General features: G+C 59.1%; 14 protein-coding genes. 7 read left to right on the plus strand and 7 right to left on the minus strand.

What is annotated here, in order from left to right; translation table 11 throughout:
* The first annotated feature begins 53 nt into the window (after positions 1–53).
* From FOY56_RS21765 to FOY56_RS21775, 3 genes are read left to right on the plus strand one after another with little or no spacing between them, the layout of a single operon-like run.
* A complete protein-coding gene (locus FOY56_RS21765) occupies positions 54–1,133 on the plus strand; it encodes an ABC transporter permease (protein WP_146348263.1) in 1,080 nt (359 codons plus the stop codon).
* Position 1,134: 1 nt separating this feature from the next.
* A complete protein-coding gene (locus FOY56_RS21770; protein ID WP_146348264.1) occupies positions 1,135–2,055 on the plus strand; it encodes an ABC transporter permease in 921 nt (306 codons plus the stop codon).
* A gap of 30 nt (positions 2,056–2,085) precedes the next feature.
* Entirely contained in the window at positions 2,086–3,156 is a 1,071-nt protein-coding gene (locus tag FOY56_RS21775; RefSeq protein WP_146348265.1) for a BMP family ABC transporter substrate-binding protein, read from the plus strand.
* A 71-nt stretch (positions 3,157–3,227) separates the two neighbouring features.
* On the opposite strand, the gene FOY56_RS21780 is transcribed toward FOY56_RS21775, so the two are convergent.
* The 3 genes from FOY56_RS21780 to FOY56_RS21790 all read right to left on the minus strand — a co-directional run bounded on the left by FOY56_RS21780 (position 3,228) and on the right by FOY56_RS21790 (position 6,176).
* The gene (locus tag FOY56_RS21780) at positions 3,228–4,172 is read right to left on the minus strand and encodes an FkbM family methyltransferase (RefSeq protein ID WP_146348266.1); all 945 of its coding nucleotides are present in this window, start codon (positions 4,170–4,172) and stop codon (positions 3,228–3,230) included.
* A gap of 320 nt (positions 4,173–4,492) precedes the next feature.
* Complete coding sequence (locus tag FOY56_RS21785) at positions 4,493–5,728, minus strand: HlyD family secretion protein (protein WP_146348267.1); 1,236 nt, start codon at positions 5,726–5,728, stop codon at positions 4,493–4,495.
* On the minus strand, positions 5,721–6,176 hold the full coding sequence (locus tag FOY56_RS21790) for a hypothetical protein (RefSeq protein WP_186766427.1): 456 nt from the start codon (positions 6,174–6,176) through the stop codon (positions 5,721–5,723). Before FOY56_RS21790 ends, FOY56_RS21785 begins: the two co-directional genes overlap by 8 nt.
* A gap of 169 nt (positions 6,177–6,345) precedes the next feature.
* Between FOY56_RS21790 and FOY56_RS21795 the strand changes: the two genes are divergently transcribed.
* The 3 genes from FOY56_RS21795 to FOY56_RS21805 all read left to right on the plus strand — a co-directional run bounded on the left by FOY56_RS21795 (position 6,346) and on the right by FOY56_RS21805 (position 7,908).
* Positions 6,346–7,005 (plus strand): DUF938 domain-containing protein, encoded by a 660-nt coding sequence (locus FOY56_RS21795; RefSeq protein ID WP_146348268.1) that lies wholly within the window; start codon positions 6,346–6,348, stop codon positions 7,003–7,005.
* A 79-nt stretch (positions 7,006–7,084) separates the two neighbouring features.
* Complete coding sequence (locus FOY56_RS21800) at positions 7,085–7,423, plus strand: carboxymuconolactone decarboxylase family protein (RefSeq protein WP_146348269.1); 339 nt, start codon at positions 7,085–7,087, stop codon at positions 7,421–7,423.
* 38 nt (positions 7,424–7,461) lie between these two features.
* On the plus strand, positions 7,462–7,908 hold the full coding sequence (locus tag FOY56_RS21805) for an EF-hand domain-containing protein (protein WP_146348270.1): 447 nt from the start codon (positions 7,462–7,464) through the stop codon (positions 7,906–7,908).
* Positions 7,909–7,944: 36 nt separating this feature from the next.
* Here FOY56_RS21805 and FOY56_RS23705 read toward each other — a convergent pair whose 3' ends face one another.
* From FOY56_RS23705 to FOY56_RS21825, 4 genes are all read right to left on the minus strand, one after another.
* Positions 7,945–8,781 (minus strand): hypothetical protein, encoded by an 837-nt coding sequence (locus FOY56_RS23705; RefSeq protein ID WP_186766428.1) that lies wholly within the window; start codon positions 8,779–8,781, stop codon positions 7,945–7,947.
* On the minus strand, positions 8,744–11,236 hold the full coding sequence (locus FOY56_RS21815) for a GcvT family protein (protein ID WP_146348272.1): 2,493 nt from the start codon (positions 11,234–11,236) through the stop codon (positions 8,744–8,746). Before FOY56_RS21815 ends, FOY56_RS23705 begins: the two co-directional genes overlap by 38 nt.
* A gap of 155 nt (positions 11,237–11,391) precedes the next feature.
* The gene (locus tag FOY56_RS21820; protein ID WP_146348273.1) at positions 11,392–11,916 is read right to left on the minus strand and encodes a DUF4166 domain-containing protein; all 525 of its coding nucleotides are present in this window, start codon (positions 11,914–11,916) and stop codon (positions 11,392–11,394) included.
* Complete coding sequence (locus tag FOY56_RS21825; protein WP_146348274.1) at positions 11,913–12,374, minus strand: thiol-disulfide oxidoreductase DCC family protein; 462 nt, start codon at positions 12,372–12,374, stop codon at positions 11,913–11,915. The genes FOY56_RS21820 and FOY56_RS21825 overlap by 4 nt, the downstream gene beginning before the upstream one ends.
* Positions 12,375–12,934: 560 nt before the next feature.
* Between FOY56_RS21825 and FOY56_RS21830 the strand changes: the two genes are divergently transcribed.
* Positions 12,935–14,491 (plus strand): sialate O-acetylesterase, encoded by a 1,557-nt coding sequence (locus tag FOY56_RS21830; RefSeq protein WP_186766429.1) that lies wholly within the window; start codon positions 12,935–12,937, stop codon positions 14,489–14,491.
* Positions 14,492–14,501 lie beyond the last annotated feature (10 nt).

Raw genomic sequence — 14,501 nt, forward strand, 5'->3', positions numbered from 1 at the left:
GTGCATCGCCTGCGGCGCGAGTATTTGGAAAGAGAAGAACGGGGGGCGGCATCATGATCGTGATGGAGAAGCGCCCTCAACCATCGCGCGCCTGGTCTCTGGCCACGCCTGTGGTGGCCGTGCTGGCGACCATGGTGTTTGGCGGGTTGTTGTTCGGGGTTCTCGGGACCAACCCGTTTGTGGCGATCAAGACGATCTTCTGGGATCCGATCTTTGGGGAGTTCGCGTTTTATTACCGACCGCAATTGCTGGTCAAAGGCGCGCCTTTGGTGCTGATTGCGATTGGCTTGTCGCTGGGCTTCAAGGCCGGGATCTGGAACATCGGCGCGGAAGGCCAGTACATCATGGGCGCGCTTGTGGGGGCGGGTGTCGGGCTGGCATTTTACCCGCTGGACGCCTGGTACATCTTTCCGCTGATGGTGATCGCCGGTGCCTTTGGCGGCTGGATCTGGGCGATGATCCCGGCGGTGTTGAAGGTCAAGTTCGGCACCAATGAGATCTTGGTGTCTTTGATGCTGGTCTATGTGGCCGAACAGCTTTTGGCGTCTATGTCGTTGGGGTTGCTGAAAAACCCGGAAGGATTTGGATTTCCCGGCAGCCGGAACCTGAATGAATATGCCAGCGCCAACAGCTGGATTTTACAGGATGCGGGCATGCATTGGGGCGTTGTCGCAGCGCTGATCGCGGTGATCTTTGCCTATGTGCTGCTGAACCGGCACATGCTGGGCTTTCAGATCCGCCTGACCGGTGAGGCCCCGCGCGCGGCACGGTTCGCCGGTGTCAATCCGGCGCGGCTGATCCTGTTTTGCCTGGGCACATCGGGGATGCTGGCCGGGCTAGCGGGCATGTTCGAAGTGGCGGGCCCGTCGGGTCAGGTGAGCATCGATTTCAACGTCGGCTATGGCTTTACCGCGATTATCGTGGCGTTCCTGGGCCGCTTGCATCCGGTTGGCATTTTGCTGGCCGGGGGGCTGATGGCATTGACATACATTGGTGGCGAGATCGCGCAGGGCAATCTGGGTCTGCCGGCAGCGGCGATCCAGGTGTTTCAGGGGATGTTGCTGTTTTTCCTGTTGGCGTTGGATTTGCTGACCAGCTATCGCATTCGGTTTGCCAAGAAAGAGGTGGCTTGAGATGGATCTGAGCGCAATCAATCCGATCCTTCTGATCGCTTCGCTGATGGTGGCGGCGACTCCGTTGTTGCTGGCCGCCGTGGGCGAGCTGGTCGTTGAAAAGGCCGGTGTGCTGAACCTGGGCGTCGAAGGCATGATGATCGTGGGCGCGATCAGCGGTTTCTCCATTGCGGTTGAGACCGGGTCGCCGTGGCTGGGGTTTCTGGCCTCGGCCGTGGGCGGCGCGGTGCTGTCGCTGCTGTTCGTGATTCTGACGCAGGTGGCGCTGGCCAATCAGGTGGCGAGCGGGCTGGCGCTGACGCTGTTCGGGTTGGGAATCAGTTCGCTGATGGGGCAAAGCTATGTCGGGGTGAAACCGCCTGCGACGCCCGATCTGTACATCCCGATCTTAAGCGATATTCCGGTGATCGGGCCGATCGTGTTTTCGCATGATCTGATTCTCTATCTTGGGATAATGATTGTCGCGGCGGTCTGGGCCACGCTGAAATACACGCGGGTGGGCCTGATCCTGCGCGCTGTGGGGGAAAACCACGATGCCGCCCATGCGCTGGGGTACAAGGTGGTGCGAATCCGGATCATGGCGATCATGTTTGGCGGGGCCTGTGCGGGGCTGGGTGGTGCCTATATCAGCCTGATCCGGGTGCCGCAGTGGACCGAAGGCATGACGGCCGGAATCGGCTGGATCGCGTTGGCGCTGGTGGTGTTTGCCAGCTGGAAGCCATGGCGCGTCCTGCTGGGTGCCTATCTTTTTGGCGGTATTACCGTTTTGCAGCTTAACCTTCAGGCAGCGGGCGTTGCCATTCCGGTCGAGTATCTGGCAATGTCGCCCTACATTATCACCATCCTCGTGCTGGTGATCCTGTCTGCAGATAAAAGCAGCGCACCGGCCTCGCTGGGGCGCATATTCCATGCCTCGCACTAGGGGCCAAAGAAACCAACAAAGGGGATCTTAATGAAACGCACTTCTCTTCTTGCCGGCGTCGCGCTGGCGCTGGGTCTGGCCACCGGGGCCATGGCTGACACGACCAAGGTCGGCTTTGTCTATGTCGGGCCCGTCGGCGATGGCGGCTGGACCTATGAGCACGATCAGGGCCGCAAGGCCGTTGTCGAAGAATTCGGTGACAAGGTCGAAACCGTCTATGTCGAAAACGTCGCCGAAGGCCCCGACGCCGAGCGCGTGATCACACAGATGGCGCTGCAGGGCGCGGACCTGATTTTCACCACCTCGTTCGGATACATGGATCAGACGGTCAACGTCGCTAAGAAATTTCCGAAAGTGAAATTTGAGCACGCCACCGGGTACAAGACTGCCGACAACGTGTCGGTCTATTCGGCACGCTTTTATGAAGGCCGCGCCGTTCAGGGCCATATCGCCGGAAAAATGACCAAGTCGAACATCGTCGGCTATATCGCGTCGTTCCCGATTCCCGAAGTGATCCGGGGCATCAATTCGGCCTATATCCATGCCAAGAAGGTGAACCCTGACGTTCAGTTCAAGATCATCTGGGCCTACACATGGTTTGATCCGGCCAAAGAGGCTGACGCAGCCAAGGCGTTGATCGAACAGGGCGCGGATGTCGTTCTGCAACACACTGACTCGACCGCACCACAGGCAGCGGCCAAGGCTGCGGGCAATGTCATCACATTCGGTCAGGCATCGGACATGTCCGAATACGCGCCGTTCCCGCGGGTAAGCTCGATCATTGACGACTGGGCCCCCTATTATATCGCGCGCACCAAGGCCGTCATGGATGGCACCTGGACCAGCACGAACACATGGGACGGCATCGGCGCTGGCATGGTTGGCATCGGCGAGATTTCGGATGCGGTGCCCGCAGACGTCAAAGCCGAGGCGCTGGCCCTGAAAGACGCGATTGCGTCGGGTGAGTACAGCCCGTTCACCGGCCCCCTGAAAAAGCAGGACGGCAGCGACTGGCTGGGCGACGGCGAGACCGCAGATGACGGCACGCTGGCTGGCATGAACTTCTATGTTGAAGGCCTTGAAGGCGACATCCCGCAGTAAGCTTCGGGACTGTGGAAACGAAAAAGCCCGGCGATTGCCGGGCTTTTTTTATGGGTCCGTGAGTGGTGGTGTCAGGCCGAGAACCCGGAGGGGTCGAACGTCGTCTGGTCTTTGTGCAGCCACAACAGGTCTGGTGTGCCGTCGATGGCATGGAACGCCGCAAGGTCTGGCACCGGGCCAAGGGTCAGCCGATGACCGGTCAGTGTGCTGTGAGTGGTGGCGACGTCCCAGGCTTGGTAACCGCGATCCTGCAGCCATGTGAACAAGTCGCGAACCGACGTACCGGCGCGTTTCAGATAGCGGTCTTCGACTTCCAGCAGGATGGCGGGTTTGTGGCGGGTGATGGTGTCACTCATCCCCATCATTGCAAACAATTCAAAGCCTTCGACATCGATCTTCAGCAGCACGTCGCCCGACAGATGCTGCGGCAGGACATCATCGCCCCGTGCAACCGGCACTTCGATGGTTTCGCGTATGTTGGTGTCGACTTCCGGGTCAATGGCCAGCGTTGCCATGATCGACCCTCCGCCCAGCACGTGAAGCTCAAGGCTGCCGGGCATGGCGCCAAGTGCGAGGTTGTGCAGATCGACATTGCTCAGATCGTTGATGGCAATGTGGCGGTCAATCTTGCGGCAACAGTCGGGCTGCGGTTCAAAGGCGATCACATGGCCCGTTGAGCCGACGCAGTGCACGGCATACATCGCGAAATTGCCGATATTGGCCCCCACATCGATGCAGGTGTCGCCAGGTTTCAGAAGCACGTCCAAAAGCATCTGGATTTCGATGTCGTAATAGCGGCCCAGAAAATAGGACTCGCGTTCGACGTCATCGCTCAGATCCAGTTCCATCAACATCCCGGTCCGCTTGTTGCGGGTCTGGCGGGTTCCGGCCTGACGCCATTGCGGGTCCGTGTTGTCGACGCCCAGAATCCCAAGGCTGTGCGACAAGGGCCCCCAACCGGGGAATTCGTGGCGCACATAGGGGCGGAAGAGGAAGGGCAGTATTGGCTGTGTCATGGTTCAATCGGGTCTGGCTGTTGGCAAAATCAAATTGGCGACAGGCCGACGCGTGCAGGTGTCAGATTTAACATGGTCGCCACCGAACAAAATACTTCATCAGACAAATTTGGACGAACAGATCCGGCACACAACAAGGTGACGCCTCAAAAACTGCGTCGACTTAACGAGGTGTTAACACATTTGGGCGGCTTGTAGTTGATTCGTTTCTACGATTTGACCGCGAAACACACTGTTGTGTACCCATCGAGCGCTGAAACCGGCAGTTTCACGCTATAGTTGCGCGCCAATCCCGTTTAACGAGATTGGCGCACATAAGATTAATGACTGCCAGAGAACACCAATGTCGTCACTGGCAGCAGCAGCATACGCAAGCGCAGGCCAGCAGCGTGCACCACGCCAATGGTGTCGATCACATGCAGGAAAATTCGCCGACCCCCACTGACATCGCCGCTTTCAAGCAGCTCATAATTTGAGGTATAGGCGTTGGCGATACAGGTGCTGCCGGGTGGCAGATGGCCGATGCCGTCTTTGTAGAGCGGCTCAAGAAACGCGGTGATTGACCCCGGCTGGACGTTATTCTGCGGATCCAGCAGGCGGTCGCTGGGGCGGAACTGGCCCGACGGGATCACGTCTTGTACGGCCACCACGATCATCGGAATGATCTGATAGGGTTTGGCAAGGCAGCCCATCTCGGCCACCATTCCGGGCTTCAGAACCCCCGCGGCAAGCTGGTTGAACCCGGCCTGAAACCTTTGATGCCCGGATTCGGTCGGCACAAGGATGCCCGCCGGGCGCAGGACCGGGCTGACAAAGTCGCCGACCTGCAGGTTGAACTGCTCAACACGCCCCGTAACACCGGCGACCACCAGGGTTTTATCCAACTCGGCCTGAGCCTGCTCCAGTGTGGCTTCGGCGCTGGCCTTTTGTGCAGGCAACAGGATTTCAATGTTCTCTTGCACCGCTTCCAGATTGGCGTTGGCAGCATCAAGCTGGCCTTCGCGTTCCTGCAGGCGGCTGGCCTGACGATCCACCTCGGCCGGGTTGGCGGCGGGCGAGTTCCGGTCAAGAAGTTCCTTGTTGCGTTTGTAATCGGCTTCGACCAGATCATAGGCCGCCTGCGCCTGATCCACCGCCGCCTGCGCCGCAGTGATCTGGGAATCCGAGATTTCGATCGACGCTTCGACCTCTTCCACCTTGCGCTGAGCGGCATCCACCGCCGCTTGCTGACTTGAGGCATCGAGGCGGAAGATCTTATCGCCCGCCTGAACGACCTGATTGTTGATGATATAGACTTCGTCCACGCGCCCCCCCGCCTGCGGCAGGATGGTGACGGTCCGGAAATAGGACGCAACCGACGTGGTAGAGGGGTGGAAGTAGAACAACAATGTGATGACCGTGGTCGTGGCCATGAAACAGGTCACAAGGCCCCAGCGCAGTTCGTACCACATGGTAAAGAAGGTGATTTCATGCCCGATGCGTTTGCCCTGCCCATAGCGGCGGAACAAATAGTCGGGCAACAGCGTGAAGCAGGCACAGATCAGGGTCTCAAGCATCGGAGCGTGCCTCCGTTTCGGTCTCGGATTCTGTGGCAGGCGTTGGCGCTGGTGGTTCCTCCACTGGCATGGATTTCGCAACAGGCTCCATCGGGGTGGTCAGTCGTCCGGCCATGGAGGCCAGCGATTGCGAAATCGACGTGAGCGGTGTCATGAAGTCCGGCGCGCGGAAGGCCGCGACCAGAATTGCGATGATCCAGAACATGTTATTATGGGTAAACAGCGCCAGCAGCGCGAGAATACCCACCACCTGCATCTGGGAATGGTTGGAGTCATGCGCCATCCGTTCGGGCATCGCATGCAGAGTCATGTAAAGAATACCGATCCCCAGGATCAGGGCGATGGTGAACACCGTCATGAAGGTGAACAGATGATCGCTGCCGTCTGCGGCAGCAATGTAGCTGGGTAAGTGCTCGGGCGCGAGCGGGTGGATGGTTGTGCTGTCCACTGGGGTCTCCCTGCGATGTGCCGCAGCGCGAAATATGCGCGGGCTTTCCTCTGGCGTAGGAAGTTTGGCGCGACTTGGCAACATGGCAATTCCCCGGCGGGCCAAGTTCCGGTCTTTCCGGTTCTGCAGTGGCATGGCACAGTGCCGGAACTTCCAAAGGAATGACCCGATGACCGATGCCCCCAAGACCGAAATCGCCAGCCTTGCCCTGCCCGGTGAGGGCGTCAAACTGGTCGCGCCATCAGCGGAACGGAACATGGTGCCGATCTGTGACCTGATCGCCGATGTGGCCCCCGCCGGGGGCCGCGCGCTGGAAATCGCCAGCGGCACAGGGCAGCATATCGTTGAATACGCGCGGCGCTTGCCCGGCGTTCATTGGCAGCCCACCGAACTGGCCGCAGACCGGCGCGCCAGCATCGACGCCTATGTGGCCGAGTCCGGTTTGAGCAACCTGTCGCCCGCCGTGGCGCTGAATGCCGCCCGTCCGGGATGGGCCAATGACCTTGGGCCGCGTGATCTGATCGTGCTGGTCAACCTGCTGCACCTGATCCCGATGGCGGATGTGCAAAGCCTGATCGCCGAGGCCGCACAGGCCCTGACCCCTGAAGGACGGTTCGTTGTCTATGGGCCGTTCATGCGCGGCGGTGAGCTGACCAGTGATGGCGATGCGCGGTTCCATGCCAGCCTGTCCGCCAGTGACCCTGCCATCGGGTACAAGGATGATTTCGACATCATGGATCTGATGCAGGCGGCCGGGTTGGATATGGTCGAAGTGATCGAAATGCCGGCAAACAATCTGGCGCTGATCGCGAAAAAACCGGGTTTCTGATCAGGATCAAAGTCTCGTCCGCGGTTGCGTGGTCTTTAACCTGCAAATAACTGAATATTTGCAGGACAAGGATCTGACGATGAGCTGGAAAGACAAGCTGGACACCACGCGGGCCGGGTTGAAAAATCTGAACGGGGCCATCCCCGACACGGCCCGCGCCTTTGGTGGTCTGGGCAAGGCCGTCAAGGACGGCGGCACGCTGGACCTTAAGACCAAGGAATTTGTGGCGTTGGGCATTGCGGTCGCAGATCGCTGCGAACCCTGTATCACGTTGCATATCGCGACGCTGATCAAGGTCGGCGCCACCCGCGAAGAGATCGCTGATGTGCTGGGTATGTGCATCCAGATGGGCGGTGGCCCGTCGATGATGTATGCGGCCAAGGCGTTGGAATGCTTTGATGAACTGACGCAGGCCTGATTGCCCCCAGCCCCGCTGCCGTTTTGGAGGATGACCGAATGAAGACTTTGCTTATCACCACCGCTGCGCTTGCCTTTGGTGCTAGTGTTGCCCTTGCCGACAGCCATGGCGCTGGAAAACCCGGCGCGCATTTTGTCGAAAACTGGGATCTTGACGGGGATGGTCAGGTGACCCTGGCCGAGGCCGAAGAAAAGCGCGCGGATATCTTCTATATGTTCGATCAGGATGAAAACGACACGCTGGACAGTGCCGAATACGACCGGTTTGACGAAACCCGCAAAGCCGATATGGACGCCAATGCCGGTGGTCATGGGGCGGGACATATGAAGACGGTCGGCGCGGGCTTGCAGCGTGGCTTCAATGACGTAGACGGCGACGGAGCAGTCTCAAAAGCTGAATTCGTTGAAAGGACCGCCGATTGGTTTGCGACAATCGACACAACCGGCGACGGCGCGATCTCGACGGATGATTTCGGGCGCAAGTAACAGCTGGGGCGGGCGACCTTTGATCGCCCGCCTGCGCTAGCGTGACGTGTCCTGCCCGGCGAAGAACCGCGCCGCGATGAAGAAGGCGCCGGTCAGCAAGAGCGGTAAAACCATGATCTTGAACAGAAATACCGCAAGGATGGCGATATAGCTGCCGATCAATGCGTCGGCCCGTTCATAGATATTTTTGGCCAACTCGCGATAGTCGTCAGCGGTTTCGACAACCTGCCAAAGCCCGCTGGTTGCGTCCGCGTCCTCTAGATCAATCGGGGCCGTGATCTCTTGGATGATGACGTTATTCTCGGCCCAGACTTGCTGGGTCAGGCTGTCCGCCACCAATGAGCTGAGCAGGAAGGCACCGGGCAAGGCAATCGCCAGAAATGCCCCGTACCAGCTGAGCCGTCGCGCCATCACAACGATCAAATCCTTCCGCCCGATCAGCCGGTCTGCAATCCACAGGGTCAGAGCCCCGAAAATAAGCGCTGCCCCCACTGCGGACACCGGCCCCATCGCCACGGCCAGCAAGCCGGTGAAGACCATGGTCGTGAACACCAGCGAAGCGATGCGTTCGATTGTGTCGTCAATGGGTTCCAACGTTTTGAGCGGCTGCACGGTGCCCGAAACCACCAGTGATCCCCCCACTTCGACCTCTTGCGCGGCAGAGAGGAAAGCGTTCACCGTGCGCAGGGATACATAGATACCCGCGCTTGCGGTGGCGACTTGCCGGGCATAATCCGCCGCCTTTTCAGGCAGCGGATTGGTGCGCCATGATACCGTGGCGGCCAGCGCCAGCCCTGCGATCAGGGCCAGCAGCAAGACGCCAAGGCCGCGCCGGTCAACCGTCTTTTCGGATGGTTTCGTTCTTTGGATCATAGGGGCTGTCCTGCACGATTTCGGCGTCCCAAAGCTGATTCAGCATTTTGACTTTCAGCTTTGTACCCGGTTCGGCGAGGTCAGGCGAGACATAGCCCATCCCAATCGATTTCCCGAAATGCACCGAATACCCGCCCGAGGTCAGCCGGCCAACTTTGGTGTCACCATCATACAGCGCCTCGCGGCCCCACGGGTCGGCATCGTCCGGCCCATCGATCAGCAGGGTGACGCATTTTGAGCGCACGCCTTGCGCCTGCATTGCGTCTTTGCCGTGAAACTCTTTGGACAGGTCGATAAAGCGCGGCAGGTCGGCTTCGACCGGGGTGGCGTCGCGGCCCAGTTCGGTGCCAAAGGCGCGATAGGATTTTTCCTGGCGCAGCCAGTTCTGGGCGCGGGCCCCGACCAGTTTCATACCGTGTTTTTCGCCGGCAGCGGTCAGTTGGTCCCACAGGTAATTCTGCATCTCGATCGGGTGGTGCAGTTCCCAACCCAGCTCACCTGTATAGGCCACACGGATGGCGCGCACCGGGCACATGCCCAGTTCGATGTTGCGCATGGTCAGCCATGGGAACCGCTTGTTCGACAGCACGGTGGATGGGTCGGCATCCTTGACGATCTCGTTCAGCACGTCGCGCGATTTTGGCCCGGCGATGGCAAAGACGCCCCATTGGGTGGTGACGTCCTGAATCTCGATATAACCGAATTCGCCAGCCTTATCTGCAGCCGCCTTCTTAAGGAAATCTGCATCGTAAGCCGTCCACGCACCGGCCGAGACAAGGTAATACTCATCCTCATCCAGACGCACGATGGTGTATTCGGTGCGCGTGGTGCCAGCGGCGGTCAGCGCATATGTCAGGTTGATCCGGCCCACTTTCGGCAGCTTGTTGCAGGTGAACCAATCCAGAAACGCAGTCGCGCCGGGGCCTTTGACCACATGTTTGGTAAAGGCGGTGGCGTCGATCAGGCCGACGTTTTCGCGGATCGCCTTGGCCTCGTCCACGGCGTATTGCCACCAGCCGCCACGGCGGAAGCTGCGGCTGTCGTGGTCGTTAAAGCCCATGGGCGCGTAATAGTTCGGACGTTCCCAGCCGTTGACCAGACCGAATTGCGCGCCCAGCGCCTTTTGGCGGCCATAGGCGGGGGCAGTGCGCAGCGGTCGGCAGGCGGGGCGTTCTTCGTCCGGGTGGTGCAGGATATAGACGTGGTCATAACATTCTTCGTTCTTGCGCGCGGCGTATTCGGTGGTCATCCAATCGCCGTAGCGCTTGGGATCAAGCGACGCCATGTCGATCTCGGCCTCGCCATCGACCATCATCTGGGCGAGGTAATAGCCGGTGCCGCCCGCCGCCGTGATGCCAAACGAAAACCCTTCGGCCAGCCACATGTTACGCAGGCCCGGAGCCGGGCCAACCAGCGGGTTGCCGTCAGGCGTATAGCAGATCGGGCCGTTAAAGTCGTCCTTTAGGCCGCTTTCCTCGCAGGAGGGCACGCGGTGGATCATCGCCATGTACTGGCTTTCGATCCGTTCCAGATCCAGCGGGAACAGATCGGCGCGGAAGCTGTCGGGCACGCCATACTCAAAGCAGGCAGGTGCGTTTTTCTCATATACACCCAGAATCCAGCCGCCGCGTTCTTCGCGCACGTAAGATTGCGCATCGGCATCACGGACAACGGGATGTTCGATGCCACCTTCGGCGCGGTATTTGATCAGCTCGGGGTCCTGATCCATGACGATGAACTGATGTTCGACCGGGATCGCGGGCATCTTGATGCCCAGCATCTTGGCGGTGCGCTGCGCGTGGTTTCCGGATGCGGTAACAACATGTTCTGCCGTGATGACGATCTGTTCGTCACTGGCCACAAGGTTGCCGCCCTTTTCGACCATCTTGGAACAGGTGACCTCCCACGCAGAGCCATTCCAGTGGAAGGCATCGGCCTGCCATTTGCGTTCGATCATCACGCCGCGCTGGCGCGCGCCCTTGGCCATCGCCTGCGTCACATCGGCGGGGTTAATATAGCCATCGGTGTGGTGATACAGTGCACCCTTCAGGTCATCGGTGCGGATCAGCGGCCAGCGTTCCTTGATCTGATCCGGGGTCAGCCATTCATAAGGCACTTCGCAGGTTTCGGCGGTCGAGGCATAGAGCATGTATTCATCCATACGCTCGTCCGTCTGCGCCATGCGCAGGTTGCCGACAACGGCGAAGCCGGCGTTCAGACCGGTTTCTTCTTCCAGCGATTTGTAGAAATCGACCGAGTATTTGTGAATGTGCGTGGTCGCAAACGACATGTTGAACAGCGGCAGCAGACCGGCGGCGTGCCATGTCGACCCCGAGGTCAGCTCGTCCCGCTCCAGCAGCATCACATCGTCCCAGCCAGCTTTGGCCAGATGATAGGCAATCGACGTACCAACGGCACCGCCGCCGACAACAAGCGCTTTGACTTGGGTTTTCATGGGGCCGCTCTCCGGTCTTTGAGTCTCTTTTGAAAGCTTTATGACAAAGGCGCGCTTTTCGGCCCAAGGTCATCCGACGCAATTGGGAACAAAACCGACCTGCGCCAGAGTTTGGCGTCGGGCCAGACCAGATCGGCACGCCGCGCCTGCGCGGATCAGATTGACAGGTGGCCCCTGTAGTGCACCAGATTTGACCGCAGGATCGGCAATCCGATGGCGACATCAAACCGATAGGCCCCACCTTGCCCGCGTTCGGTGGCACGCACCCGGGGTGCCGCTGCAAAGGGGATTGGGCAGCCCAAAGCCTGAAAACGCCTCAGTTGCAGAGCCAACCCGCCGTCAGGCGTGATCAGGAGCGCTGAGATCGCTGTGACCGCACCCATTTTCTCTGCAAGCAGACCGTCATCGGTGATCCACAATCGCGAGGTCATGACGGTTGCTCCGATCTGGCGGGTCCAGATATCGGCTTTCCCGTCGGGATGCGTCGAAAAGACAAACGGTGCATCGTCCGTGGCGGGCGGAAACCCGGCCAGCCCGGCGGCGTGACGCAGTACCGGGTTCTGCGAAACCGACACGGTGATGCGCCCGCAAAAGCGTCCGTGCGTCATGTGAACGGCTTGCAGGTCATCCGACAGCTGTGCCAGCCGCGTGCCCAACAATCGGGCATAGACCGTGGTCATTCGATCAGCCGATGCCTGAGGTCGGCGTCTGGCAGGGCGCACAGATCGGCCTTGCCGAACAGTCGATAACGGTTACGGGCCAGCCGGGTATACAGCCAGTCTTGAACCGGCAGCGGAAGTATCCGCATGACCTTCATCACCCCGAGCGCAGGATGCAATTGGCCACCCAGCCGTATCATGGCGTCCAATGACCCGAAGGCGCGCCCGTCGCGGATCATGAGCCAGCTTTCCGGGTCGTCCGGGTCCAGGCCATAGTGAACAAGCAACGCCCGACCCAAAATACTGTTGGCCGGGGTGATGCGTATCTGATCCTCGCGGTCCATTGCGGCGATCCGGCGTGCCGCACCGGAACATAAGGCACATGCACCATCCATGACCAGCAGGATACGTGCATCATCAAAAGTCGGCACCGAAGTATCGTCGTGAAAGGAGTAGTCGGACTTTTTGTCAGGTCGCATGGCCAGAGTCCCAGATATGATGTCAGACTGTATGCCTGTGACCAGGCCGGTCAATGTGGCGGATCGATACAACAACAAATAGGGCGACCCACGGATGGGCCGCCCGATGTGTTGAAAAGCCCGAATTCAGGCGTTGGTGACAATTCATAAGTGACCGGCACAGGGCGGTGGCTGCCGATCATTGCAAAATTTTTCGAGAAGCTTTCAACCTGAATGTTGGCTTTGCAGTACGCCTCCAACGTTTCAAATTTGTGACGGTTTATTAGACCCTTGATGACGCGTCTGGCCCCGCTGATGCGCCTTGATCATGGCCTGGAGGCGGGTCATGGGTGACGCCGGTTTCAAAAAATGCTCAAAAAATGCACTCAAAGTGATCCGCGCCTCAAAAGCCCGCGTACCACCACCAATCAGGGGTGTAGCACCACCAGGACAACAGGGTTTTCGGGCCGCGTTATCGCCTTTGGTTTGGGGAAAATTCAAAAGCACTCCGGCGTTGTGCACACGCCCGGCGACAGTCGGGTGCGCAAGGTTGGATGTCGGTAAGAGTACGAGGGCAGAGCATGGCCGATCCGAACGAAGTCAAAATTTACATATTCGCGGGACAGTCGAACATGTACGGCAAGCAGGTTGCCGAGACATTCCAAGACAGCGCCGAGGTCAAGGAAAGCATCTATTACAGTTATACCCGGCCGGCCAATCGGGCCGAAATGGGGGTGGATGTTGAAAATGAGGCCAACTTTGGCCCCGAATACGGGTTCATCAAGACCCTGCAGGCCAATGGAGTCGATAACTTTGTGGTTCTGAAAACCGCATGGGCCGGATCTTCGATCACTCAGGAACGTGAATTCGACTTCCCCGACTGGCATCCCGACTCCGAAGGTGAATTGTTCGAAGCCATGGTCAATGATTACTGGGCTTTGGCCGAGTCGATCATCGCCGACGGCGGCGTACCGGTGCTTGAAGCAATCATGTGGTCCCAAGGCGGTGGCGATCGCAAGTATCTGGACACCTACGAGGCCAACCTGAACTATTTCTACGATCAGTTGCAGGTCGAACTGCAACAGCAGATCGACATGTATTTCCTTGACGAAACCCATGCCACGGAAGAGCACCTGATCGAAGAACTGGATGGCGTGCGCGAGATCCAGCACAAGTTCTCGGAAGAACGCGACACCGTCACTTTGGTCCGCACCAAGCCCTATACCTTTGTCGACGGCCTGCATTTTGATGCCTCCAGCCAGTATGACATGGGCAACAAGCTGGCGCTTGATGTCCTGCAAAAGGCCCACGGTGAAGATGGCGACATGATGCTGGAGTCACCCGAAAACATCTTTTTCGATGGCGACAATGACAACGTTTTTGTTGGCACCGATGAGAACGAACTGGCGCTGGGGTTTGAAGGCGATGACGTTCTGGACGGGCATGGCGGCGATGATCACTTGATCGGCGACGGTGGCAACGACACCCTGTATGGCCGCGGCGGCAACGATTATCTGGACGGTGGCGTAGGACAGAACACGCTGTATGGCGGGTTTGGCGATGACACGCTGATTGGCCGGTTCGGATCGATCACGGGCAACGGTGGTGCGGGAAATGACGTTCTTGTCGGTTGGAGCCTTGACGACGTGTTGAACGGTGGGATCGGCGCGGATGACATTTCGGGCGGCGACGGAAATGACACGCTGCGCGGCGGTCTGGGCAACGATGCCATCAATGCCGGTTCTGGTGATGATTTCATCTTTGGTGCGGGCGGCAACGACACGATCCGCACCGGCAGCGGCGACGATTATGTCCGTGGCGGCGCAGGCAGTGACACGATTATCCTGGGCGATGGCGCGGATCGGGTCGCGATCCACACGAACGATATCGCGTTTGGCACGGACAGGGTGAACGCCTTCGACATGTCCGAAGACAGCATCGTCTTCATTAAAGGAGCCGCGTCGACAGACAGCGACGATGATCTGCTTGGCCGCATCACGACGCAGTCAGTGGATGGCGATCTTGAGTTCCACCTGCAGACCGATACCGGCGCTGTCCATTTCCTGACGCTTGGAAATATCGACCTGGATCTGTCAATCGCCGACATGTATGCGGACGGAACTTTCGTCTTTCTGTGATGCGCGCGCG

It is taken from the genome of Falsiphaeobacter marinintestinus, assembly GCF_007923355.1.
In the GTDB taxonomy this organism is placed as follows: domain Bacteria; phylum Pseudomonadota; class Alphaproteobacteria; order Rhodobacterales; family Rhodobacteraceae; genus Phaeobacter_A; species Phaeobacter_A marinintestinus.